The organism is Devosia sp. GW821-FHT12F11 (assembly GCF_058806655.1).
Genome location: NZ_JBXAPX010000004.1, coordinates 296,578 through 321,496 on the forward strand (window position 1 = coordinate 296,578; position 24,919 = coordinate 321,496).

General features: G+C 65.7%; 20 protein-coding genes. All 20 read right to left on the reverse strand.

All coding sequences use genetic code 11. From position 1 onward, the window contains the following. Nucleotides 1-71: 71 nt before the first annotated feature. The 20 genes from ligA to AC1ROK_RS14400 all read right to left on the reverse strand — a co-directional run bounded on the left by ligA (nt 72) and on the right by AC1ROK_RS14400 (nt 24,914). Complete coding sequence (gene ligA, locus AC1ROK_RS14305; protein WP_492847954.1) at nt 72-2,288, reverse strand: NAD-dependent DNA ligase LigA; 2,217 nt, start codon at nt 2,286-2,288, stop codon at nt 72-74. After that, nucleotides 2,285-3,955, reverse strand: a complete 1,671-nt coding sequence (gene recN, locus AC1ROK_RS14310) for a DNA repair protein RecN (RefSeq protein ID WP_492847956.1) — start codon at nt 3,953-3,955, stop codon at nt 2,285-2,287. The genes ligA and recN overlap by 4 nt, the downstream gene beginning before the upstream one ends. A gap of 168 nt (nt 3,956-4,123) precedes the next feature. Next, entirely contained in the window at nt 4,124-4,963 is an 840-nt protein-coding gene (locus AC1ROK_RS14315) for an outer membrane protein assembly factor BamD (protein ID WP_492847958.1), read from the reverse strand. 82 nt (nt 4,964-5,045) lie between these two features. Then, on the reverse strand, nt 5,046-6,002 hold the full coding sequence (lpxC, locus tag AC1ROK_RS14320; protein WP_492847960.1) for a UDP-3-O-acyl-N-acetylglucosamine deacetylase: 957 nt from the start codon (nt 6,000-6,002) through the stop codon (nt 5,046-5,048). Nucleotides 6,003-6,109: 107 nt separating this feature from the next. Further along, nucleotides 6,110-7,759, reverse strand: coding sequence for a cell division protein FtsZ (ftsZ, locus tag AC1ROK_RS14325; protein ID WP_492847962.1), 1,650 nt, complete (start codon nt 7,757-7,759; stop codon nt 6,110-6,112). A 183-nt stretch (nt 7,760-7,942) separates the two neighbouring features. Continuing rightward, entirely contained in the window at nt 7,943-9,256 is a 1,314-nt protein-coding gene (gene ftsA / locus AC1ROK_RS14330) for a cell division protein FtsA (protein ID WP_492847964.1), read from the reverse strand. 4 nt (nt 9,257-9,260) lie between these two features. Further along, nucleotides 9,261-10,256 (reverse strand): cell division protein FtsQ/DivIB, encoded by a 996-nt coding sequence (locus tag AC1ROK_RS14335; protein ID WP_492847966.1) that lies wholly within the window; start codon nt 10,254-10,256, stop codon nt 9,261-9,263. Then, nucleotides 10,244-11,164, reverse strand: a complete 921-nt coding sequence (locus AC1ROK_RS14340) for a D-alanine--D-alanine ligase (RefSeq protein WP_492847968.1) — start codon at nt 11,162-11,164, stop codon at nt 10,244-10,246. Before AC1ROK_RS14340 ends, AC1ROK_RS14335 begins: the two co-directional genes overlap by 13 nt. Nucleotides 11,165-11,412: 248 nt before the next feature. Next, complete coding sequence (gene murB, locus AC1ROK_RS14345; RefSeq protein WP_492847969.1) at nt 11,413-12,405, reverse strand: UDP-N-acetylmuramate dehydrogenase; 993 nt, start codon at nt 12,403-12,405, stop codon at nt 11,413-11,415. Continuing rightward, complete coding sequence (gene murC / locus AC1ROK_RS14350; RefSeq protein ID WP_492847971.1) at nt 12,402-13,826, reverse strand: UDP-N-acetylmuramate--L-alanine ligase; 1,425 nt, start codon at nt 13,824-13,826, stop codon at nt 12,402-12,404. Before murC ends, murB begins: the two co-directional genes overlap by 4 nt. Continuing rightward, nucleotides 13,823-14,926: an undecaprenyldiphospho-muramoylpentapeptide beta-N-acetylglucosaminyltransferase gene (murG, locus tag AC1ROK_RS14355; protein ID WP_492847973.1), complete on the reverse strand. Its 1,104-nt coding sequence runs from the start codon at nt 14,924-14,926 to the stop codon at nt 13,823-13,825. Before murG ends, murC begins: the two co-directional genes overlap by 4 nt. After that, a complete protein-coding gene (locus AC1ROK_RS14360; protein WP_492847975.1) occupies nt 14,923-16,083 on the reverse strand; it encodes an FtsW/RodA/SpoVE family cell cycle protein in 1,161 nt (386 codons plus the stop codon). The genes murG and AC1ROK_RS14360 overlap by 4 nt, the downstream gene beginning before the upstream one ends. A gap of 451 nt (nt 16,084-16,534) precedes the next feature. Further along, nucleotides 16,535-17,620, reverse strand: a complete 1,086-nt coding sequence (mraY, locus tag AC1ROK_RS14365) for a phospho-N-acetylmuramoyl-pentapeptide-transferase (RefSeq protein ID WP_492847977.1) — start codon at nt 17,618-17,620, stop codon at nt 16,535-16,537. 34 nt (nt 17,621-17,654) lie between these two features. Further along, nucleotides 17,655-19,073, reverse strand: coding sequence for a UDP-N-acetylmuramoyl-tripeptide--D-alanyl-D-alanine ligase (locus tag AC1ROK_RS14370; protein WP_492847979.1), 1,419 nt, complete (start codon nt 19,071-19,073; stop codon nt 17,655-17,657). Nucleotides 19,074-19,078: 5 nt separating this feature from the next. Beyond that, nucleotides 19,079-20,527, reverse strand: coding sequence for a UDP-N-acetylmuramoyl-L-alanyl-D-glutamate--2,6-diaminopimelate ligase (locus AC1ROK_RS14375; protein WP_492847981.1), 1,449 nt, complete (start codon nt 20,525-20,527; stop codon nt 19,079-19,081). 19 nt (nt 20,528-20,546) lie between these two features. Beyond that, the gene (locus tag AC1ROK_RS14380) at nt 20,547-22,271 is read right to left on the reverse strand and encodes a peptidoglycan D,D-transpeptidase FtsI family protein (RefSeq protein ID WP_492847983.1); all 1,725 of its coding nucleotides are present in this window, start codon (nt 22,269-22,271) and stop codon (nt 20,547-20,549) included. Next, nucleotides 22,272-22,646: a cell division protein FtsL gene (gene ftsL / locus AC1ROK_RS14385; protein ID WP_492847985.1), complete on the reverse strand. Its 375-nt coding sequence runs from the start codon at nt 22,644-22,646 to the stop codon at nt 22,272-22,274. It abuts the gene before it with no gap. After that, complete coding sequence (gene rsmH / locus AC1ROK_RS14390; protein ID WP_492847987.1) at nt 22,643-23,629, reverse strand: 16S rRNA (cytosine(1402)-N(4))-methyltransferase RsmH; 987 nt, start codon at nt 23,627-23,629, stop codon at nt 22,643-22,645. The genes ftsL and rsmH overlap by 4 nt, the downstream gene beginning before the upstream one ends. Before the next feature lie 98 nt (nt 23,630-23,727). Continuing rightward, nucleotides 23,728-24,687 (reverse strand): NAD(P)-dependent alcohol dehydrogenase, encoded by a 960-nt coding sequence (locus tag AC1ROK_RS14395; protein WP_492847989.1) that lies wholly within the window; start codon nt 24,685-24,687, stop codon nt 23,728-23,730. Beyond that, nucleotides 24,687-24,914 (reverse strand): helix-turn-helix transcriptional regulator, encoded by a 228-nt coding sequence (locus tag AC1ROK_RS14400; RefSeq protein WP_492847991.1) that lies wholly within the window; start codon nt 24,912-24,914, stop codon nt 24,687-24,689. The genes AC1ROK_RS14395 and AC1ROK_RS14400 overlap by 1 nt, the downstream gene beginning before the upstream one ends. Nucleotides 24,915-24,919: the final 5 nt, after the last annotated feature.

A 24,919-nucleotide genomic window follows, 5' to 3' on the forward strand; every position in this document is an offset into this window, starting at 1 on the left:
GAAAGCGCGACAAAACAAAGACTCCTAGCATGTCACCGGTTCAGCGAAACAGTGGCATGCCCGAAGGTCGACTACTTGGCCGCCAACTCAAGCCATTGATCTTCGTCGAGAATAAGGATGCCGAGCGCCTGGGCATCCTTCAGTTTGGAGCCCGCGCCGGGCCCGGCGACAAGGATGTCGGTGTTCTTGGACACCGAGCCCGCCACCTTGGCGCCAAGCCGCTCCGCCATCGCCTTGGCTTCGCCGCGGGTCAGCTTCTCGAGGCTGCCGGTGAACACGATGGTCTTGCCGGCAACTTCGCTGGTGGCAGAGACGGTGACCACATAGGGCCTGGGTCGCACCTGCCGCAGCAGCGCATCCAGCACATCGTCATTGCGCTCGTTGCCAAAGAAATCGATCAGCGCCTCGATGACGGTATCACCAATGCCATCGACCGATGGGAACACCGAATGCGGATCGTCGGCATGAGCAGCTGTCTCCTTGCCGACGCGGATCAGTTCCTCGATGGTCGAGAACGTCTTGGCCAACACCGCCGCAGTCGTCTCCCCAATATGGCGGATGCCGAGCGCGAAGATGAACCGATCGAGCTCCGGCTCGCGCCTGGCGTCGATGGCGGCGAACAGCTTTTCCAGCCCTTCAAAGCTCCGGTCCTCGACGCTGCGGGCATTCTTGCGCGTCTTGCCCGACGCTGCCTCGCGGAGCCGCGCCTGCTCGTCACGCCGCGCCGCAAACGCCTGCTGCACTTCCGGCCGACGATCGCGCAGGGTGAAGATGTCCGCGGCGGTCTTGACCAGGCCCGAGTTGAAGAACAGGTCGATATTCTCCGACCCCAGCCCTTCGATATCCATGGCGCCGCGCGACACGAAATGGCGCAGCCGCTCGACCGCCTGCGCCGCGCAGATCAACTCGCCGGTGCAGCGGCGGCGCGAATCTTCCTTGCCGGTCTTCTCGTTGAGCTCGCGCGTCGCCGGCGAACCGCAGACCGGGCAGACATGCGGGAACACATAGGGCACGGCGTCCGCCGGGCGCTTTTCCAGCACCACGCGCACGATCTGCGGGATCACGTCGCCGGCGCGCTGGATCACCACCGTGTCGCCGATGCGCACGTCGATCGGCTCGTCGCCGCGAATCGGCGCCCCGGTCGAGTCGATGCCGGCGATGTAGTCCTCGTTGTGGAGCGTCACGTTCTCCACCACCACGCCGCCCACGCCGACCGGTGCGAGCCGCGCCACCGGTGCCAGCGTGCCGGTGCGTCCGACCTGGATGTCGATGGCGCGGATGGTGGTCGTTGCCTGCTCGGCGGCGAACTTGTGCGCCACGGCCCAGCGCGGCTCGCCGCTCGAAAAGCCCCAGCGCCGCTGCAGTTCGAGGTTGTCGACCTTGTAGACCACGCCATCGATGTCGTAGCCGAGCGAGGAGCGCAGTTCCTCGATCTTCCTGTACTGGGCGATCAGCTCTTCGACCGAGCTGGCGCGCACCATCAGCGGGCTGATGGCAAAGCCCCACTCGCCGAACTTCTGCACTGCCTCGTACTGCGTGGCCGCTGGCTCCGCCGAGCTGGCGCCCCAGGCATAGGCAAAGAACTTGAGGTTGCGGCTGGCGGTGACCGACGGATCCTTCTGCCGGAGCGAACCGGCCGCAGTATTGCGCGGGTTGACGTATTCCTGCCCGCCGACTGCTGCCGACCGTGCCTTCAGCGCCTCAAACTCGGCCATGGTCATATAGACCTCGCCGCGAATCTCGATGGTCTGCGGCCAGCCCGAGCCTTTGAGCTTGTGCGGGATGTCCGAGATGGTGCGGAGGTTAGCAGTAATGTCCTCGCCCACCGTGCCGTCGCCGCGGGTCGCGCCCTGCACGAACAACCCGTTCTCGTAACGCAGCGATGCCGACAGCCCATCGATCTTCGGCTCGGCGGTGAACACCAGCTTCAGATCCTTGTCGCGCTCGAAGAAGCGGCGGCCGCGCTCGATGAAATCGACCACGTCCTCGTCGCTATAAGCCTTGGCAAGGCTGAGCATCGGCACCGCGTGCCGGACCTTGCTGAAGCCCTCGACCGGCGCACCGGCGACCTTGTCGCTGAGGCTGTCCGCTCGCTTGAGCTGGGGGAAGGCAATCTCGAACGCCTGGTAGCGGCGCTTCAGCCCGTCATACTCGGCGTCGGTGATTTCGGGGGCGTCGTTCTCGAAATAGGCCCGGTCGGCCTCGCTCAGCACCTCGTGCAGCCGGTCGAGCTCCGCCTTGGCCTCCGCCTCAGAGAAGCTCTCGATCTCACGTTCCGCCTCGCTCACGATACCTCCGAAATCAACTTCCCGGCTGCGGCGCGCGCCTCGTCGGTGACCTTGGCACCGGCCAGCATGCGCGCCACCTCTTCCTGCCGCGCCTTGCCGTCGAGGCGGCGCACATGCGTGCGCACGAACGCCCCCTCTTCGATCGCCTGCTTTTCGATCAACAGGTGGCTCTGCGCCCGCGCCGCGACCTGCGGGGCGTGGGTAACGGTGAGCACCTGCACCTTGCCGGCGAGTCGCGCCAGCCGGCGACCGATGGCGTCGGCGACGGCGCCACCCACCCCGGTGTCGATTTCGTCGAAGATCAGCACCGGCGCCGAGCCACGATCGGCCAGCACCACTTTGAGCGCCAACAGGAACCGGCTGAGCTCGCCACCTGAGGCGACCTTGAGGATCGGCCCCGGCTGGGTGCCCGGATTGGTCTGCACGTGGAAGGCGATCTGATCGTGGCCGGAGGCGGCGACACGGGCCGGATCGACTTGCCGGTCGACGATGAACCTGGCGGCCCCCAGCTTCAGATCCGGCAGTTCGGCTTCCACGGCCTTGGTGAGGGCGCCGGCGGCCTTTTCGCGCGCCGCGCTGAGGGCGGAGGCGGCCGCCGAATAGGCGCCGCGGGCGGCCTCGGCTGCGACCTCCAGCGCCTTCAGCGATTGCTCGCCGCTCTGCAGCATGTCGAGATCGTTCTGGTACTTGGCCAGCACCTCGGTGAGCCCGTCGCAGGTGGTGTGATGCTTGCGAGCGGCGGCGCGCAACGCGAACAGCCGCTCCTCGACCTTTTCAAGATCGGCCGGATCGAACGCCATGTCGCGCTTCAGGACTTCGAGTGCATCGGAAGTAGCGTCGAGCGAGACGAGCGCCGTATCGAGCGCCTCGACGATCGGCTGGAACACCGCGGCTCCGGCATCGGCCTTGCGCACCAGCCGCCGCATCAAGCCGGCCAGTACCGGCCCCGGCGCCGTCGGGCCGTTGAGGATTTCATCGGCGTCGCGGACTTCCTCGGCGGCCTTTTCCAGCGTCATCAGCCGCTGCCGGCGCTCGGCGAGGACCTCCTCCTCGCCCGCCTCCAGATGCATCTCGCCCAGTTCGGTGACGACATGACGGGCATATTCCTCGCGGGCCATCGCCTCGGCGATCACGGCGCGCTGGCCGGCGACGGCGGCGTCTGCCTCAACCAGAGCTTCGTAGGTGCTCCACACCGCGCTGACCATCGACTCGTGGCCGCCGAACGCATCGAGCGCCGAGCGGTGCGTCGCGACGTCGATCAGCGCCCGATCGTCATGCTGCCCATGGATTTCGACGATCAGCCGGCCGACGGCCTGCAGCAGCCCGGCAGAAACCGGCTGGTCATTGATGAAGGCGCGGGTGCGGCCATCGGCCAGTTGCACGCGGCGCAGGATAATATCCTCATCGTCGGCGATGGCGTTCTCGCGCAGCGCCTCGCGTGCCGGGTGATTGCGCGGCAGCTGCAGCACGGCCACCACCTGCCCGCTTTCGGCCCCTGCCCTGACCAGCGAGGCGTCACCGCGCCCGCCCAGGGCCAGCGTCAGCGCATCGAGCAGGATGGATTTGCCCGCACCGGTCTCACCGGTGAGCGCGGTGAGGCCGTCTTCGAGCGTGAGATCGAGCTGATCGATCAGGACGATGTTTCGAACCGAAAGCGCATTGAGCATTCGGGAGTGGCCCCTCGGTGGTCGACCGGCCGAACGGGGCCGAACAAACTCGCGCTTTGCAGCTTAGCTCAAAGGGGAACAAACAGGCAACAGACTTGTAGCCCGCCCGGCGCGCTTTCAGGAAAAGTTACAGACTTTTCCCCCTCGAAAGCGCGACGAGCAATCACCTCAGCTCTTCTTGAGCTGCGCGAGGCTGCTGCCGGCGTTTACCTGCGGCGAGATGCCCTGCTTGGCGAGCAGGTCGAACGCCTGCTTGTACCAGCTGCTCTGCGGATAGTTGTGGCCTAGCACGGCCGCAGCGGTCTGCGCCTCGGAGACCAGGCCGAGCGCCAGGTTCGCCTCGGTCAGGCGATACAGCGCCTCTTCGATGTGGGTCGAGGTCTGGAACTGCTCGGCCACCACGCGGAAGCGGTTGATCGCCGCCGGATAGTTGCCGTTACCCAGATAGTAGCGACCGACTGACATCTCCTTGCCGGCGATCTGATCGACACCGACCACCATCTTTTCCTGCGCATCCTTGGCGTACTTGCTGTCAGGATAGTTGGCGATGATCATGCTGTAGGTCTCGATGGCATTCTTCGAGATCTGCTGGTCGCGGGTGATGTCCTTGATCTGCCCGAAATACGAATTGCCCTTGAGGTAGAGCACGTAGGGCAGCTCCTTGGAGCCCGGGTAGAGCGCCATATAGCGGTCGGCAGCGAGAATCGCTTCCTCGAACTTGCCGATGCGATAGTTGCCGTAGACCTGCATCAGCTTGGCCTTCTCGTTGAACTCCGAGAACGGATGCTGACGCTCGAGCTTCTCCAGCGTCTTGACGGCAGTGACGTAGCGCTGCTTGTCCATTTCATCGAGCGCCTGCTGGTACAGGGTCTCGGGCGGAACGATCGCCTCTTCCTTGATCTTGGGCTGGCCGAACAGGTTGCAGCCGGCGAGCAGCACCACGACAGCGCCCATCAGCACGAAACGTGCGAACCGGCTCGAAACACCTGCATGCTGAGAGATCGTCACGACCTGCCCCATCCCTTAACGCACTACCCTAACGTGGCAGGCGAACTACTGACAAAAAAAATCAAAACTGTGGCGCGGGCGGTCAGCCAACCGACCGCAGGTACGATTGTACGTTGAGCCCTTCGGGCATGTCATCCAGCGCATCGAACGCCGCCGGCAACTGGTCCGCCGTGACGATCTCATAATTGGCTTCGCTGGCGAAAAGGCCGTGGAGCACAAGGGCATTGAGGGCGTGGCCACCCTTGTAGGAACGGAACCGGCCGTAGATCGGCAGACCGCACAGCGCCAGGTCACCGATGGCGTCGAGCAGCTTGTGCCGGACGAACTCGTCCTCGTAACGCAGGCCACCCGGATTGAGAATCCGATCCTCGTGCACGGTGATCGAATTCTCCATCGAGGAGCCGAGCGCATAGCCCGCCTGGCGGAGAATCTTGGCGTCGCGCACGAACCCGAAGGTGCGGGCCCGCGACACGTCCTCGTAATACTTGCGCGGCGTCCAGTCGAAGATCATCCGCTGACGGCCGATGACGCGGCTGTCGAAATCGATCTCGAGGTCCAGCAGCCGGCCGTTATACGGCTCCAGCGCAGCGGAGGCCTCGTTGTTGCGCACCAGCACCTGGCGCATGATCTTGATGTAGCGGCGCGGCGCCGGCTGCACCATCAGCCCGACCTGCTGGATGGCCTCGACGAACGGCCAGGCGCTGCCGTCGAGAATCGGGCATTCGCCGCCGGTCAGCACCATGTGGGCATTGTCGACGCCCATGCCGGAAAGCGCCGAAACCACATGCTCGACGGTGGCGACGGACACGCTGTCGCCGAGGTCGAGCGTGGTGCACAACGTGGTCCGGGTTACGCGGGAGAAGTGCACCGGCACCGGCCCGTGACGGCGACCGTCATCGAGCAGGCGCGTGATAGTGTAGCCGCTATCGGGCGCAGCAGGCTCAAGCGTGAGGGTAACAGGGGCGCCGGAATGAACACCGAAACCGCTGAATTCGAGCGCATCGGCCAAAGTCCGCTGCCGCGCCGAAAGTTTATGCATGCTCTAAGGACTCCAGCCCCGTCTGCGACCCGGTGCAGTCATAGACAATAAAATCCCGGCGCGGAAGCCGCGCCGGGGCCATGTATTCGGGCTTTCCCCCGCGGCTATTAGCCGTGTTTGCGGAGGAAGGCAGGGATCTCGATGTGCTCTTTCTGAGCCGGCTGCGGCTGTACGCGACCGTACTGGTCGGCATTGCCGCGAGCGCCCTCAGCACCACCGGAAACCCGCGCATTCCGGGCTCCTCCGGCCTCGATGGCGCTGCGAGCCGCGGCGTCGTCGGCACTCGGCTCGACCGCTGGCTCGGCCCGCGTCGGTTCATTCGACTTAAGGCTAATGCCGACATTGGAGGCCAGGCGCTTGAACAGCGCACGTGCGTTACGCGGCTCCGGCTCCTGCTTTTCTTGCGCTGCGAGTGACTGCCTTGCAACAGCCGGGAACTCCTCGGTGCGCGGCATCCGGCGCTGTCCGTCGGGGCGCTCGGCGCTGGAGGGCACATAAGCGCTGGGAATCGGCGCCTCGATGAGTCGCGGCGCTTCCTCTAGGTGCGTGTGGCTGGCCTGCGGGATATACGGCTCGACGGTGATGCCGTCGTCTTCCTGATACTCCTGGTAGGCCGGCTCGGCGTAGGAGATCGCCTCGGCGACCGCCTGCTCCACCTGAGTCTCGAATTCAGGCTCAGGCTGAGCTTCAGCGACCACCGGAATACGCTCCGGCATCGCCTGACGCATCACCGCGGCCTGCAGCGGCACGCGGGCCGGGTTGGCCTTCATCGGCTCAAGCGCCTGGACCATCGTCGCGTCGGTGCCGGTGGCAACGACGGAGACGCGAATCGTACCGGTCATATCCGGATCGAACGTGGCGCCGAGGATGATGTTGGCATCCGAGTCGACTTCCTCGCGGATGCGGCTCGCCGCCTCGTCGACTTCGTAAAGGGTGAGGTCAGGACCGCCGGTGATCGAGATCAAGAGGCCACGCGCCCCCTGCATCGACACATCGTCGAGCAGCGGGTTGGCGATCGCCGCCTCGGCGGCGTGCCGCGCCCGATCCTCGCCGGACGCTTCGCCCGTCCCCATCATCGCCTTGCCCATGCCGCGCATCACGGCGCGCACGTCGGCGAAGTCGAGGTTGATCAGGCCTTCCTTGACCATCAGGTCGGTGATGCAGGCGACACCCGAGTAGAGCACCTGGTCCGCCATCTTGAAGGCGTCTGCGAAGGTGGTCTTCTCGTTGGCAACGCGGAAGAGGTTCTGGTTCGGAATGACGATCAGCGTATCGACATGCCGGTGCAACTCGTCGATGCCGTCCTCGGCCAGACGCGAGCGGCGGTTGCCTTCGAACTGGAACGGCTTGGTCACGACGCCAACGGTCAGGATACCCTGCTCGCGGGCTGCGCGAGCCACCACCGGTGCCGCGCCGGTACCGGTGCCGCCACCCATGCCCGCGGTGATGAACACCATATGCGCGCCGCTCAGGTGATCGTTGATCTCGTCGAAGCTCTCTTCAGCCGCCGCCCTGCCCACTTCCGGGTGGGAGCCGGCACCGAGACCCTCGGTGACCGAGACGCCCAGCTGGATGATCCGCTGCGCGCTCGAGAGCGCCAGGGCTTGTGCGTCGGTATTGGCGCAGACGAAGTCCACTCCGGAAAGGCCCGACGCGATCATGTTATTGACCGCGTTGCCGCCAGCCCCGCCCACACCGAACACGGTGATGCGCGGCTTCAGTTCTTGAATATCCGGGATGGTGAGGTTGATGGTCATGATGGCCCCATGAGTGGCGTGTGAGACCAGTATTAGTCGCCAATTCGTTAACCAGACCCTAACAATGCCCTCAAAACCGTTAACGTGATGGCAATTTGCAAGGCAGCCTAAGCGTTTGGATACGTTACGTTAAGCATGAAGTTGAGGGCGTCGGGTGGCGTCCCGGACCGGGAGCGCCGAGACTCAGAAGCTGGTGCGAAGCCAGTTACCGACGCGGGCGAAATAGCCGTCGGTGCCGGTGAGCCGGGCCGAGCGAAGCGGCTCGACGAACTCCTGGGCGCAGACCTGCGGGTAGATGAGCATCCCCGCAACCGTCGCGAATCCCGGGCCCTTGGCCATCTCGGGCAGGCCGGAGATACCCATCGGGCGGCCGTTGCGGACGTTGCGGGCCAAGACGCGCCGCGCCACTTCCGGCAGGCCGGTGAGCTCGCTGGCGCCGCCGGTCAGGACGAATCGGCGGCCGCAGATATCCATCATGCCGGTCGCCTGCATGCGGTCCTTGATGGCGGTAAGGACTTCCTCGACGCGCGGACGGATGATGCGGGTGATGTGCGAGCGCGGAATCTGCCCCGGTGCTTCGTCGCGAGTCGCCCCGACCGGCGTAATCGCGATCATGTCGCGCTCGTCGGCCTGCCCCGGCAGCACCGAACCATACATGGTCTTGAGTCGCTCTGCGTCGGCGATGCCGACCGAGAGCTGGCGAGCAATGTCGAGCGTCAGATGATGCCCGCCGATCGCGATGGCGTCGGCATAGACGAGTTGCCCCTCGGAGAACACCGAGACCGTGGTGGTCGCGCCACCAAAGTCGATGCAGGCGACGCCGAGCGAGCTCTCGTCGTCGACGAGAGTGGCAAGGCCCGAGGCATACGGGGTCGCCATCAATGCTTCGATCTGCAGGTGGCAGCGGTGCAGCACCAGCTCGATATTGCGCATGGCGAGGGTTTCGGCCGAGATCACCGCGACATCGATCGACAGCTTCTCGCCGACCATGTTCTTGGGATCCTTGATGCCCTTCTGACCATCGAGCGCGTAGCCGATCGGCAGTGCATGGACGATCGAGCGCTCGGGGCGGACCGACCGCTCGTTGACCGCGCGCAGCACGCGCTGGATGTCGGCGCGTTCCACTTCCTGTCCGCCAAGGTTGACGCCGGCCGAGAAAGTTTCCGAGCCGAGACGACCGGCCGTGACGTTGACGATCACCGACTGCACGGTGACGCCGGCCGCACGCTCGGCGATGCCGACGACGGTGCGCACGGCCTGCTCGGCCTTGTCGAGGTCGGTGATGACGCCGCTCTTGATGCCGGACGAGGGGCCGTAGCCGAAGCCGATGACTTCGACATTGTGAGTCCGGCCCCTGAGCGACTTGCCCTCGGGGCGCGGCACCAGCCGCGCGATGACGCAGCAGATCTTGGTCGAGCCGATATCGAGCACCGTCACCAGCGAAGTGCGGCCGGGCTGTACGGGCTTGAGCCGCGCGGTCAGGGCATCGGTCATCATGGTCTTACTGAGTCCGAGTTACAGGCACGACGGGAGCCGCGGCCTGAGGCGTCGCGGCAGGAGCGGTCGCCGCAGGGGCGCCGGAGAGTTTCTTGGCGGGCTTCTTGCCCTTGCCGCCCTTGGCCTCGGCGATCTGCGCCGCAGCGATCTCGCCGGGCTTCAGGGTGACGATGCCGGGAACGCGCAGGTCGATTACCGATACGTCGCGCTCGAGCAGCGCATAGTCGGTCTGGTACATTTCGAGCTGGTCGAGCGCCTGCGCCACGCCGCTTTCGGGCAATTGCACGCGCAGGCCATTGCGATAGATCAGATCCCAGCGGCGATCGCCGATGCGGCTGAGCGCGGCCAACTGGTCGTCGAGCCCTTCATGACGGGCGAGCACGCGAACCATGGCGACGCCGTCATCGCCGGCCCCCTCCCCGATCAAGAGCGGCAAATCGGTATAGGAGCTGATGTCGGTGCCGATCTTCTTGCCGGTCTCGTCGATCAGCCAGGTCGTGTCGCCGATGCGCCAGCGCGCCACCGGCACCTTCTCGACGATCGAGACGATGACGCGGTTGGGATAGACCTTGCGGACCGTGGCGGATTTCACCGCGCGCAGCCACTCGAGCCGCGCCTGCGCCTTCTGCGCATCGAAGGTCAGCGTCGAATTGCCGGTGCCGACGGTCAACAGCGTGATGATGTCCTTGTCGTCGGTCAGCGTCTGCCCGGTGATCTCGATCGCATCGATGCCGAAGCCGGCCTGGGCGAACTCGCCCTGGACGAACCGGTAGGCAGTGAGACCAACCGAGCCGATGACATCGCGCGCCTCATAGAGGCCGAAGGCCACGAGCAGCGCGAGGATCGCCGCGACGATGCGGGTGATGACCTGCTTGTGCAGCACCCACACATGGCTGGCCTTGACCAGGGCGCGCCGGCCGGTGCGGGGAAGTGGAACGGGGAAATGATAGGGATCGACAGGCTGGGCGTTGGCGAAACTCTTTGCCCCTACCTGTTGCAACTCGCATCCTCCACCATCCAGGCAACCAATTCCTCGAACGAGTGGCCAGCATGGCGGGCCTGTTCGGGAACCAGTGACGTTTCGGTCATGCCTGGTTGGGTGTTGATCTCGAGGCAGACGAGCTCGCCGTCCGGCCCTGCCTGGTCGTTGTAGCGGAAGTCACTCCGCGACACGCCCCGACACCCAAGCGCAGCATGCGCCTTAAGCGCCATCTTCTGCACTTTGTCGTAAATTTTCGGTTGAATTTCAGCCGGAATGACGTGGCGCGAGCCGCCATGGGCGTACTTTGCCTCATAATTGTAGAAGCTGAGGTCGGTAATGATCTCGGTAACGCCGAGCGCCACGTCACCCATCACCGCGCAGGTGAGCTCGCGGCCGGGGATATAGCGCTCGACCATCACCTCTTCGCCCGAGTTCCAGTCCTCGCGCAGCAGTTCCTGCGGCGGGTGCGACTGGTCGGCCTTGACGATGAAGACGCCGAAGCTCGAGCCGTCCGAAATGGGCTTTACCACATAGGGCGGCGCCATGACGTGGGCGCGCGCGACTTCAGCTCGGTTGGCAATGGTGTGGTCGGTGACCGGGATGCCGGCCGCCCTGAACATGATCTTGGCCTGGTGCTTGTCCATCGCCAGCGCCGAGGCCAGCACGCCCGAGTGCGTATAGGGGATGCGCAGGAACTCCAGCACGCCCTGGATGGTGCCATCCTCGCCGTACCGGCCGTGCAGCGCGTTGAAGGCGACGTCGGGTTTCAGCTCACGCAGCACCTCGGCGATGTCATAGCCGACGTCGACCTCGGTAACCTGGTAGCCGCCATTGCGCAACGCACGAGCACACTCCGTGCCCGAGGAAATCGACACCGGCCGCTCATTCGAAATGCCGCCCATCAGGACGGCGACGTGCTTGGTCATTCTTTGATCCTGTCCGCACGCCTCGAGCGCGCTGCGATCGCCTTCTCCCCTTGTGGGAGAAGGTGCCCGAAGGGCGGATGAGGGGTACGCAACCGCCGGTTGCGCGGTCCGAACGAAGTGAGGAACGTCTCGTGCGGAGGAGAGAAACCCCTCATCCGCCCTTCGGGCACCTCGCGGCGAGGGCGAACGCCCTCGTCCGCTGACCACAAGGGGAGCAGGCGATCACCGATAGGTTGCGGCACGCCCAATCATACCGCCCCTGTAAACGGCGCGCCGTCCATGAACTCACGCACTTCGCGCCCTGGCACAAAGTGGCCCATGCGGCGGACCTCCCATTTGAGCTCGATGCCGTGCTTGTCGCGCACCTTCTGGCGGATCGACTCGCCGACGGTCTCGACCTCGAACGCATCCGCTTCACCCATGTTGATGAGGAAGTTGGAGTGCATCTCGCTCATCTGGGCGCGGCCGAAGGTGAAGCCGCGGCCACCGGCCTCGTCGATCACCTTCCAGCTCGAATGCCCTTCGGGGTTCTTGAAGGTCGAGCCGGCAGTCTTGGCGCGGGTCGGCTGCGTGCTTTCGCGCCGCTCGGTGACGGTGCGCATCTCGGTGAGAATCTTCTCCGGATCGCCCGCAAACCCCTGATAGACGGCCGAAGTGAACACGGCGCCGCGCGGGCCGTTCGACTTGCGGTAGAGATAGCCCATGTCGGCATTGGTGAGGGTGATGATCTCGCCCTGCCGGGTCACCGCGCGCAGCTCGACCATGCGGTTGCGCGTCTCGGTGCCATAGCAGCCGGCATTCATGTAGAGCGCCCCGCCGATACCGCCGGGAATGCCGCGATAGAACCACAAGCCATCGATGCCCGCCTCGGCCGAAGCGGTCGCGACCTTCACGTCGGGCACGGCAGCGCCGGCTCGCACGCGGTGGCCGTCGAGAATGTCGATGGCGCCGAAGCCCTTGGCCGGCAGCCGGATCACCACGCCGTCGAGGCCGCCATCGCGGATCAGGAGGTTCGAGCCGAGCCCGATCACCGTGACGCGGATTTCGGCCGGCAGATGCTTGAGGAAGAACGCCAGGTCGTCTTCATCGACCGGGCGGAAGAACAGCTGCGCCGGCCCCCCTACCCTCAGCGTCGTCATCTCGTCGAGCGGCTGGTTCGGGATCAACTGCCCGCGCACCTCGGCGGTCCAGCTGCCGAGCGTCGGGATCAGGTCGGGCCACTGTGGGACATGGACGTTCATGGCAGCTCGGGCTCCTTGCCGATCAGGGCGCCAAGTTCGGCGGGCAGCGAGGCCGCCCACTGCGTGATGTTGCCGGCGCCAAGCAGGACGACGTAGTCGCCCTCCGCGGCGCGCGAGGCGATCAGCGGCGCCAGGGCTTCCGGCCGGTCGATGACCCGCGCATCGCGATGGCCGCGGGCGCGGATGCGGGCAACCAGCTCTTCATGCGTCACCCCGTCGATCGGCGTCTCGCCGGCCGCATAGATCGGGGCGACGATCACCGTATCGGCATCATTGAAGCAGGTGGCGAACTCGTTGAACAGGTCGTGGACGCGCGAGTAGCGGTGCGGCTGCACCACGGCGATAACGTCGCGCCGGCTCGATTGCCGGGCCGCCTTCAGCACCGCGCCGATCTCCACCGGGTGGTGGCCGTAATCGTCGATGATGGTGATGCCACCGACGGTGCCGGTCCTGGTGAAGCGGCGTTTCACGCCCGAGAAGTTCTTCAGCCCCTTGCGGATCGCCTCAGCCGGCACCTTCAGCTGGTCGGCGACGGCGATGGCCGCCGTGGCGTTGAGCGCGTTGTGCTCGCCCGGCATCGGCAGCTCGAGCCCGTCGATCCTGAGGTGCGTCATGCGGATGCGGTCGCGGATCTCGACCGAGAAATGCTGCACGCCGTCGTGGTTTTCGAGATCGACCAGCCGCACGTCGGCCTGCGGGTTGCGGCCGTAGGTGATGACGCGGCGATCGCGAATCTGCCCGACCAGCGCCTGCACCTCGGGATGGTCGAGGCACATCACGGCAAAGCCGTAGAACGGCACGTTCTCGACGAAGTTGATGAAGGCCTGCTTCACCTTGTCGAAGTCGCCGTAATAGTCGAGGTGCTCGGGGTCGACATTGGTGACGATGGCAACATCGGCCGGCAGCTTGACGAAGGTGCCGTCGGATTCGTCGGCCTCGACCACCATCCACTCGCCGTCGCCGAGGCGTGCATTGGTGCCGTAGGCGTTGATGATGCCGCCATTGATGACGGTGGGGTCGTAGTTGGCCGCGTCGAGCAGCGTTGCCACCAGAGTTGTCGTCGTGGTCTTGCCGTGCGTGCCGCCGATCGCGATGGCGTTCTTGAACCGCATGATCTCGGCCAGCATCTCGGCTCGGCGCACCACCGGCAGGCCGCGCGCCCGTGCGGCGGCCAGCTCCGGGTTGCCCTTCTTGATCGCCGAGGAGATGACGACGACGGCCGCATCCTTGAGGTTCTCGGCGCTCTGGCCGATCTCCACCTCGATGCCCATTTTCCTGAGCCGCTGCACGTTCGGGTTCTCGGCGCTGTCGGAGCCGCGCACCTTGTAGCCCTGGTTGTGCAGAATCTCGGCGATACCGCTCATGCCGATGCCGCCGATGCCGACAAAGTGCACCGGTCCGATATTGCGCGGCATCTTCATTGTGGTTTGTTCCCCTTGGCCGCGAGGCGTTCTGCCGCGTCGGCGAGCTTGGTGACGGCGTCGGGCTGACCCAGCAATCTGGCCGCAGCTGCGGCCCGCTGCAGCACATCCCGGTCACCCAGAAGTGATGCCAAGCGAGTGCCAAGCGATAGTGGCGTAAGCGTGGCTTGCTCGGCGATCCAGCCGCCGCCGGCGGCCTCCATCACCAGCGCATTGTTCTTCTGGTCGGCATCGATCGCGCCGGGCAGCGGCACGAGGATGGCGGGCCGGCCGATGGCCGTAAGTTCGGCAATGGTCGAAGCGCCCGAGCGCGAGACGACGAGGTGCGAAGCGGCCATGCGCTCCGGCAGGTCGTCGAAGAACGAGGCGAGTTCGACATTGACCTTGGCCTGCCGGTAGGTCTCGGCGACCCGGTCAAGATCCTCGGCCCGGCACTGCTGCACCACGCGCAGCCGCGAGCGGATCTCGTGCGGCAGCTCGGCGATGGCCGGCGGCACCAGATCGGCGAACACGCGGGCGCCCTGGCTACCGCCGAACACCAGGAGCCGGATCGAACCGCCGGCCTCGAGGTCGGGATAGGGCACCTTGGCGACGTTACGGACGCGATCGCGCACCGGGTTGCCGACCAGCACCGACTTGTCGGCAAAGGCCTCGGCCTTGAGGGTGCGCGCAAAGCTCAGCGCGATCAGCCTGGCCATCTTGGCCAGCGCCCGGTTGGCCCGCCCCATCACAGCGTTCTGCTCATGCAGGATGCCGGGAATACCGCGCAGGCTTGCTGCGACGAAGGGCGGGAACACCGGATAGCCGCCAAAGCCGATCACCGCATCGGGCTTGATCCGCCCCAGCGCGCCATGGGCCACACCGATGCCGCCGAGGATCTTGAACCCGGCGGTGACGAACTTGATCGGGTTGCTGACCGACGGCGTCGCCGACGGCACGATATGCGTCGCGCTCGCCGGAAAGCCGTCGCCATAGGAGGCAACACGATGATCGGTCATCAACTGGATGTCATGACCGCGCCGGCGCAGTTCCTGCGCCAACGCCATTGCCGGGAAGAGATGGCCTCCCGTACCGCCGGCCATTAGGACGAATCTGCTCATTCGGCGGGGGATAGCACTCCGCTGCGATAGACGGGAAGCCCGGTCGCAAGGCGCTCTTCCGGCTTCTTGCGGGTCAGGGCCAGCATCAGGCCCATCGCGAAGGCGATGGCGAGCATCGAGGTGCCGCCGTAGGAGACGAACGGCAGGGTCATGCCCTTGGGCGGGATCAGGCTGAGATTGACCGCGAGGTTGATGGCGCACTGCAACCCGAACTGGATCGCCAGGGTCGAGGCCGCGAGCCGCGAGAACAGGCTCGATTGCTGCTGCGCCCCAATCAGCGCCTTGATCACGATGAAGCCGACCAGCGCCACGATGAACAGGCAGAACAGGATGCCGAACTCCCCTGCCGCGGCCGAGAACACGTAGTCGGCGTGGGCGTCGGGGATCACCTTATTGGCCAGCGACTCGCCCGGGCCGCGCCCGAACCAGCCACCTTCGAGCAACGAGCTCAGCGCCTTGTCGACCTGGTAGGTATTGCCGCCTTCAGGGTTGACGAAGCTGTCGATGCGCTTGGCGAAGTGCGGGAAGAACATGTAGGCGGCGAACAGCAGGCCAATGCCGGCTGCCCCCAGCCCGATGATCACGAACCACGAGATGCCGGAGAGGAACAGCAGCACACCCCAGGTGGCGAGCACTAGCGCCGTCTGCCCGATATCAGGCTGCAGCAGCAGCCCGCCGACGATTACCAGCATGATGCCGGTGGCGATGATACGGGCAGGCACGCCCGGCCGTTTCATGCTCTCGGAGAACAGCCAGGCGCCAATGACGGCGAAGGCCGGCTTGACGAATTCCGACGGCTGCACGGTGTTGCCGGCGATCGAAATCCAGCGCTTGGCGCCCTTGACCTCGACGCCGAACCGCAAGGTCAGCCATAGCATGATGATCGAAACCACCAGCACCGCCAGCGCCGCGATGCGCGCGGCCCGATGCGGCAGCATGGACGCCGCGATCATCACCGGCACGGCCAGCGCCGCGAAGATCGCCTGACGGATGATGAAGTGCCACGGCCCGAGGCCCAGCCGCTCAGCCACCGGCGGGCTCGCCGCAAAGCTCAGCAGCACCCCGACCAGCAGCAGCAGAATCAACGCCGCAAGCAATGACTTGTCGATCGTCCACCACCACTCGGCGATGGGGGTCTTACGCTCGCGTGAAAACATGCTTTGACGCCGCCGGATCGGGACGGCCTCCCGTACGCACAACTAGATGCAAATTGTAGCGCCCGGTTGGTTACCAACTTCGCAACGACACTCGCGTTTTGCGAGTCGCGGGCAGACGGCAAACTACAGCGCTTCAAGAGGCCGGAGCTCCGGTGATGTCGCTCTCGCGAAAGAAGGTCCGCACCTTTCGTTGCACGCGCACTGGAGTGTTCACAACCGAGCGGCACTAGCCGCGCCGTTGGGCTCGATCCCGGCTCCGTCCGCCGGCGTCATCCCCGCGAATGCGGGGACCCAGTGGGGTCTCTCGACCTCAGCGGACGCCACAGCATCCCACGGGGTTCCCGCCTACGCGGGAATGACGTCCGCGTGTGCTGCACCTGCGCTTCGCCTGATCGCGTTGCCGCTTCGCGACTCAACTGCGCTTCGCGTCCACTTCGATAGCGACAACGCCCTAGCGCAGCTTCAGTGAGCTCAGCCCGATCAGGGCGAGGACGAAGCTGATGATCCAGAAGCGGATCACCACCTGGCTTTCGGTCCAGCCCATCATTTCGAAATGGTGGTGGATCGGCGCCATCTTGAAGACGCGCTTGCCGGTGAGCTTGAACGACACGACCTGCACGATCACCGAGACGGCCTCGAGGACGAACAGGCCGCCGATGATGGCCAGCACGATTTCGTGCTTGGTGGCCACCGCGATGGTGCCGAGCGCGCCGCCCAGCGCCAGCGAGCCGGTATCGCCCATGAAGATCTGCGCCGGCGGCGCATTGAACCACAAAAAGCCGAGGCCGGCGCCGATCAAGGCGCCGCAGACCACCGAGAGCTCGGCGGTGCCGGGAACGGGGTTGAGGAACAGATATTCCGAAAAAGTGGCCGAGCCGACGAGGTAGGCGATGAGCCCGAAGCAGGCGGCCGCAACCATCACCGGCACGATCGCAAGGCCGTCGAGACCGTCGGTGAGGTTCACCGAGTTACCGGCGGCGACGACGACGAAGGCGCCGAACAGCACGAAGAACCAGCCCAGGTTGACCGCCAGCCCCTTGACGAACGGGAAGAACAGCGAGGTCGAGGTCGCGGGGTCGCCGAGCACCGAGATGAAGTAACAGGCCACGGCACCGATGATCGCCTCGAGGATCAGCCGCTGCCGGCCGGAAAAGCCGGCATGCGACATGCGTTTGACCTTCAGGTAATCGTCGTAAAGCCCGATAGCGCCGAACGAAACCGTGACGCCGAGCACCACCCAGACATAGCCGTTGGAGAGGTTCGACCAGAACAGGATCGAGATCACCGTCGCCGACAGGATCATCAGCCCGCCCATGGTGGGCGTGCCCTTCTTGGTGAGCAGGTGCCCGGCCGGGCCATCCTCGCGGATCGGCTGGCCCTTACCCTGCCGGATACGGAGCGCCGCGATCATGCCGGGGCCGAAGAGAAACACGAAGAACAGCGCGGTCATCACCGCGCCGGCCGTCCTGAAGGTGATGTAACGGAACACATTGAAGGCGGCGAGGCTATCGCCCAACTGCCCGAGGAAATACAGCATGCTGTTGGTGTCCCACCCGTCGGACTGGAGCGTCTTACTGGAAGCGCTCGCGGATCTTCTGCACCAGAGGTGAGAGGCGGACGCCTTTCGACCCTTTGACCATAACTGCGTCGCCATAGGCAAGCGCCGAGAGAACGGTATCACTGATCTCCTCGGCGGTCGGCATATGCGTCACAGCGGGGATATCGCGGTCGTTTTCGGCGCGATGCCTGAGTTCATCGGCCAGCGAACGCATCGCCGCGCCGACGAGGTAGATCTCGGTCGCGCCCGTCTTCAGCACCGCAGTGGCAAGCCCGGCATGGAGTTGCGGGCCTTGCGGCCCCATTTCCAGCATGTCGCCGAGCACCAGGAACTTCCGGCCATCGGGCGGACGCATCGAGCTATAGAGGTCCATCGCAGCAGTCATTGAGGCGACATTGGCGTTGTAGCTCTCGTCGACCAGCAGCAGCGGCTTGGCATTGGGACCGAGTCGCAGGGTGAGCCCCCTGCCCTCAGGCGCCCCGAACCTGGCGAGCGCGGCGACGGCCGAGCGGGTGCCCTCGCCCGAAATCTGCGCCACCGCCAGTGCTGCCACCGCGTTCGCCACCATATGGCGCCCCGGCACCTGCAGCCGCAGATCATAACGGTCGGCGCCGTGTGTCACCTCGGCCAGCGTCGTCGAGGCCGACGTGTCGACGCGTCCGATATGCCAGTCGGCGCTGTCGTCGAAACCATAGGTCACCACATTGGCGACACCCGCCGCCCGCGCGTGGGCGAACAGGATATGCAGGTGGTCGTGGTCGGCGTTGAGCAGCGCCGTGCCGCCGGGCTCGAGCCCGAGGAATATCTCGGCCTTGGCGGCGGCGATGTCTGCGACCGAGGTGAAGAACTCAAGATGCGCCGCCGCCACCGTGGTGATGACGGCGACATGCGGCCGAACCATCTGCACCAGCGGCGTGATCTCGCCCGCATGGTTCATGCCGATCTCGAACACGCCGAACTGCGCTTCGCGCGGCAGGCGCGCCAGCATCAGCGGCACGCCCCAATGGTTGTTGAAGCTCTTGATCGAGTAGTGCGTCTCGCCCGAGGCGGCGAGCACGGTGCGGATCGCTTCCTTGGTCGTGGTCTTGCCGGCGCTGCCGGTCACCGCGATGATCTGGCCGCGATTGCGGGCCCGCGCCGCGATGCCGAGTTGCTCCAGCGCCTTGAGCGTATCGAGCACGACGATCAGGTTCTTGCCGCCATGGGCAGCGTGATAGGCCTCCGAGACCAGCGCCGCGGTGGCGCCGGCTTCGATCGCCTTCTCCACGAAATCGTGCCCGTCATGCGTATCGCCGCGGATGGCGACGAACAGCGCCTCGGCGGCGATTTCGCGGGAATCGATCGAGATCGAGGAGATCGGGCCGTCCGACAGGCCTTCGGGCCGGCCGCCGGTGGCTTTGACGACCTCGGCGACGGTCCAGAGCGGTCGCATCGGCGCTAGAGTCCTTTCAGCGTCTCCAGCACCACTTCGTGGTCGGAGAAATGGTGCTTGGTGGTGCCGATGATCTGATAGTCCTCGTGGCCCTTGCCCGCAATCAGCAGCACGTCACCCGGCTGTAGACGTGAAATGGCGGTCTCGATGGCCTTGCGGCGGTCGCCCACCTCCAGCGCCTTGGGCACTGCGGCGAGGACCTCGGCGCGAATGCTCGCTGCATCCTCGGTGCGCGGGTTGTCGTCGGTGACGATGACATCGTCGGCGAGCCGTTCGGCCACATCACCCATGATCGGGCGCTTACCCTTGTCGCGGTCGCCGCCGCAGCCGAACACCAGGCGCAGTTGATTCCTGGCATATGGCCGGAGCGACTCGAGCGCTGTCTCCAGCGCCACCGGCTTGTGCGAGTAGTCGACGAAGATCGCCGCTCCATTGTGCTCGGCCACCAGCTCGAGCCGGCCCTTGGCGCCCTTGAGATGCTCCAGCGCCTTCACCGCCTTGTCGGCGGGCGCGCCGGTGGCGACAGCGAGGGCCAGCGCCACGGCGGCATTGTTGACCTGGAAGGCGCCCGTCAGCGGCAGCAGGAAGCTGACGGGCTCCCCGACCATGCGGGCGGTGACCCGCTGGCCATAGCCCTCGTTGCGGATCTCGGTAAGCTCGAGGAACGCGCCTTCCTTGCCCACCGTCATCAACGTCGCACCGCGATCGAGCGCCGCGAACAGGAACGGCATGTGCTCGGGGTCATCGGCATTGACCACCGCCGCGCCGCCCTCGGCGATCAGGTCGGTGAACAGCCGCAGCTTCGCATCCCGGTACGTGTCCATGTCGCGGTGATAGTCGAGATGGTCGCGGCTCAGATTGGTGAAGGCGACCGCATTGAAGCGGATGCCGTCGACCCGGCGCTGGTCGAGCCCCTGGCTGGAAGCCTCCATGGCGATGTGGCCGATCCCCTCGGCCCGGAGTTCGCCAAGGTCGCGATGCAGCGACAGCGGGTCCGAGGTGGTGAGCTCGCGCGGCCGGATGCCGGCGCGGGTCTCGACCCCGACCGTACCGAGGCTGGCCGCCGCGATGCCGCAAGCGTCCCAGATCTGGCGTACGAACGAAACGATCGAGGATTTGCCGTTGGTGCCGGTCACGGCGACCGAAACATCGGGCTGCGGCGCGAACTGGCGGGCGGCGGCCTGCGCATAGGCGGCGCGCACATCCTCGACCAGCACCACCGGAATGCCTGGATCGGCCTCCGGCTGGCGATCGCTGATCATCACGCTGGCGCCGCGCCCGACGGCCTGCGCCGCAAAGCCATCGCCATGCACGCGGGTCCCGGGCAACGCGAAGAAGGCCTCGCCGCGTCCGACAGCGCGGCTGTCGGCATTGATGCCCTCGACCTCAATGGCCGGGACCGTAGGGGCTCCTGCCCCTTTCAGTAGTTCTGTGAGCGCGAAAGGCACGTCCACGCTTTCTTCTCGAATGGCTTCAGCGGAGTTCGACTGGGACAAGGCTTGTATCCAACATTTCGCTGAAGTCCGGTGCGATTCCAAGCATCGGCGCAACTCTCTGCACCACGCGGCCGGTTACCTGGCCGGCATTCCAGCCGGCGGTATGGCCCGACTGAGCGTTCTCATCCTGTGGCTCGTCGACGATCACCACCATGGCGTAACGAGGGTTGTCGAGCGGGAAGGCGGAAGCGAACACCGCGAAGGTCTTGTCGGAAGAGTATGACCTTCCGACGACCTTTTCGGCGGTACCGGTCTTGCCGCCGACCCGGTAGCCGTTGGCCAGCTTGTTCATCTGGGTGCCCGACCCCTCGAGGGCATTGAGCCGCATCAGGTAGCGGACCTCGGCGCTGGTCGAGGGCGAAATCACTCGTTCATAGAGCTGGCGCGCTTCGGCTTCGCTGCGCTTGTAGAGCGTCGGCGGCACCATGTTGCCGTCGTTGACGAAGGCCGCGACGGCACGAACCATATGCAGCGGCGATACCGACAGGCCGTGCCCGAAGCTCGAGGTCGCCGCGACGATCTCGGAGAACTTGTCCGGCACCTTGGGCTTGCGCATCTCGGGCAACTCGAACGGCACCGGCTTGTCCATGCCGATCCTGCTGAGGAAGGCGCGGAAGTCGTCCTTGCCCAGCTGCTGCATGATCTTGATGGTGCCGATGTTGGACGAGTACTTGTAGACCTCGGGCACGCTCAGCACGCGGTGCTTGCCGTGGAAATCGTCGATGGTGAAGCGGCCGAAGCGTACCCCGAAACGGGCGTCGAACTGATCGGTGATCCGCACCCTGCCGCTGTCGAGCGCCCCGGCCAGGGTCACCGTCTTGAAGGTCGAGCCGAGCTCGTAGATGCCCGAGGTGATGCGGTTGAAACGGTCGTTCTTTACCCCGTTATAGTCCTGGAACAGGGTCGAGGGGTTGTTCGGGTCGAAATCCGGCAGTGACGCGAGGGCGACGATCTCGCCGGTCTTCACGTCCATCATCACGCCGGCGGCGGCGATCGCCTTGTAGCGGACCAGCGCATCCTGCAACTGCTCGTACATGACGTGCTGCACACGCAGGTCGATAGCGAGGTTCACCGGAGTCATCTCGTTGCCGCGCGCCAGCCCGATCGATTGCAGCAGCGCCAGGCTGTCGTCGTCCATGTGCTTTTCGATGCCCATGGTGCCCTGGTTGTCGATATTGACCGAGCCAAGGATGTGTGATGCCTCCTGCCCCGAGGGGTAGAAGCGCTTGCTTTCGGTGACGAAGTCGAGCCCAGGGATACCGAGCTGGAAAATCTTCTCCTCGATCGCCGGGGTCAGCTCGCGCTTCACCCAGACGAAACCCTTGTCGCCGCTGAGCCGCTTGCGCAGCCAATCCTCGTCGAGGTCGGGCAACACGGTCCTGAGCTTCTGCACCGCCTCCTCGACGTCGATGATGCGGCGCGGCTCGGCGAACAGCGAGGGGACGCGGATATCGACCGCCATCTCGAGCCCGTTGCGATCGAGCACCGGCGGGCGGCTGGCGGTGATGACGTCGCGCTCGATGCCTTCGATGGTGGAATCGGTGACGGTAGCGCCGAGCTGGATCAGCCGGCCGCCGACCGTGCCGAACACCAGCACCAGCGCCACGATGACCCAGCGGATCCGCGCCTTGGTGAGATTGCCGCGCGACTTCCGCCCGCCGTCGAGCGAGATGGTCTCAGCGCCTTCGGTGATGATCGCCATCTAGTTGGCCTCGATCAGCTGTTCGATCGGGTCGATACCCGCATCGAGCGAGGAAAGCAGCGCGTCGAGCGCCGCGGGATCGGGTGCGGCCGGGCGCATCGGCAGGTTGTCCAGGCGCCCGAACTGATCCTGCGCGGTCGGCACCAGAGCCAGCGCCTCCTGGTGGCGAGCAACGATCGGCGCGACGTGGGCGGGCTGGTTGAGATAGGACCAGTCGGCCTTGAGCAGGCTGAGGTCACCCTCCTGCCGATCGATCTTGCGCTCCAGCGCCACCTTGTCGCTGGCAATGTCCTCGACCGAGTATTTGAGCGCATAGACGCCGACCAGCCCGACGAGGCTGGTACAGACCATCACGGCGTTGAGCATCTTGATCATGCGGCACCTCGCGACAGCGGCACGCCCAGCCCGGCATAACTCACGGCCCGCGCCGGAGCGGCGGTCCTGACGCCGGCACGCAGCGTGGCCGAGCGGGAACGGGGGTTGCGCCCGAGTTCGGCGGCGGAAGCCTTCAGTGCCTTGGCGGCCCGGGCCCAGCGCGGCGCCTCGAGGACAACTTGCGGCAGGTGGCGGGATTGCGTCGGCGCCCCCTTTTCCGGGTCGAAGAAGCGTTTGACGATCCGGTCTTCGAGCGAATGGAAGGTGACGACAGCGAGCCGCCCGCCCTCGGCCAAGAGCCGCTCGCTGGCGAACAGCCCCTCGACCAGCTGGTCGAACTCGCCGTTCACCGCGATGCGGAGCGCCTGGAAGCTGCGTGTCGCAGGATGCGCGTCACCGGGCTTGCGGCCAATGGTCTTTTCGATCAGCCGCGCCAGCTGCGTCGTGGTCGAGATCGGCGCCGTGGCGCGCGCCGCGACGACCGCGCTGGCGATGCGGCGCGATTTACGCTCTTCGCCGAAGGCGAACAACAGGTTGGCGAGTTCCGCCTCATCGAGCGTGTTCACCAGGTCGGCAGCCGACACGCCATCCGACGACATCCGCATGTCGAGCGGGCCTTCCTGCATGAACGAGAAACCGCGCTGCGCCTGATCGAGCTGCATCGACGAAACGCCGATATCGAGCACCACGCCTTCGACCGGCCCGTCGGCCAGCTCATCCAGGTTGGAAAAGGTGCCGGGTACGAATTTGAAACGACTCGGGAAATCGGCGCTGAGCCGTTCGGCATGCGGCAGGACGGAGGGGTCGCGATCGAGGGCTACCACGGAGGCGCCGGCTTCCAGCAAAGCGCGGGAGTAGCCCCCTGCCCCGAACGTACCATCGAGGATACGCGCCCCCTTCAGCGGGGCCAGCGCATCGAGCACCTCGGCCAGCAGCACCGGCACATGCGGCGCCTGGCTGTCGCTGCCCTTGGGCTCACTCATTCCCGCTCGAACTCCACGCCGGCGCCGCCGGTACAAAGAAATCACCCATACTGGGTATCGGCGCACTTTGCGGTGGTTAGGTTAAGGTTCCATTGAGGTTACGGGATGTTCACCACGATGGACCCGACCTTGTGCCCAGTCTCGACCAGGGCATGGGCCGCCGCGATATCGGCCAGGGCGTACTCGCGCTCGACGACGGTACGGAGTTTCTCCTCCCGTACCCAGTCGAACAGCTGGACCAGGTCCTTCGCCTTGTCGGCCGGCCGCCTGAGGCCGGTCGCGGCGAAACGGGCCCGGCGGCCGGTTTTTCTCAGCATCGAGGGCGACAGCATCGGCGTCGGCGACAGGTAGATGCCCTCCGGCTTCAGCGCCGCTAGGCAGCGGCCGAAGCTGGATTTGCCGACCGTGTCGAAGATCACGTCATAGGCCGCGTCGGCAGCAGTGAAATCCTCCTTGGTGTAGTCGATCACCCGATCTGCTCCGAGGGCGCGGACCAGTTCAACGTTGCGCGTACTGGTGACCCCGGTCACCACGGCGCCCATGGCCCGCGCCAGTTGCACCGCCGAGGTGCCGATACTGCCCGAGGCGCCATTGATCAGCACGTGCTGGCCTGACTTGAGCTGTCCGTGGTCACGCAGGAACGGCAGCGCCGTCAGCCCGCCATCGCATAGTCCGGCCGCAGCGCCGAACGCCACGTCCTCTGGCAGTCTGACGATGGCGCCGGCCTCGTCGACGACGGCGAACTGGGCGTGCGCGCCGAGCTCGGGGCCGGTCGAGCCGGCAACGCGATCCCCGACCGCAAAGCGCGTGACGCCGGCGCCGATGCGAACGACCACGCCGGCAAAGGCATCGCCGAGGATCGGCAGGCGCGGCTTGAACGGGCCGGAGAACAGCCGGGCGATCCAGAGTTCGCCGTTGCGGAACGCCACATCGGAGGGCGTCACGACGCTGGCATGGATCTGCACCAGCACCTGCTCCAGTCCGGGCTCAGGCCTCGGCACCTCGCGGATGGCAAGGGCTTGGGGCGGACCATAGCGGTCGACGATTGCCGCAAGCATCACTCTCCCTCCCCGCGATACTGGAACACCTCTTCGAGCGGCACGCCAAAGGCGCGCGCCACCCGGAAGGCGACTTCGAGCGAGGGCGAGTAGCGCCCCTGCTCCATGGCGACGATGGTCTGGCGGGTAACGCCCACCTTCTCGGCGAGCGCCGCCTGGGTCATCTCGCCGGCGTTGAAGCGCAGCGTGCGGATGGTGTTGTCGATCCGCGCCTGTCCCTTGCCCATGGCGC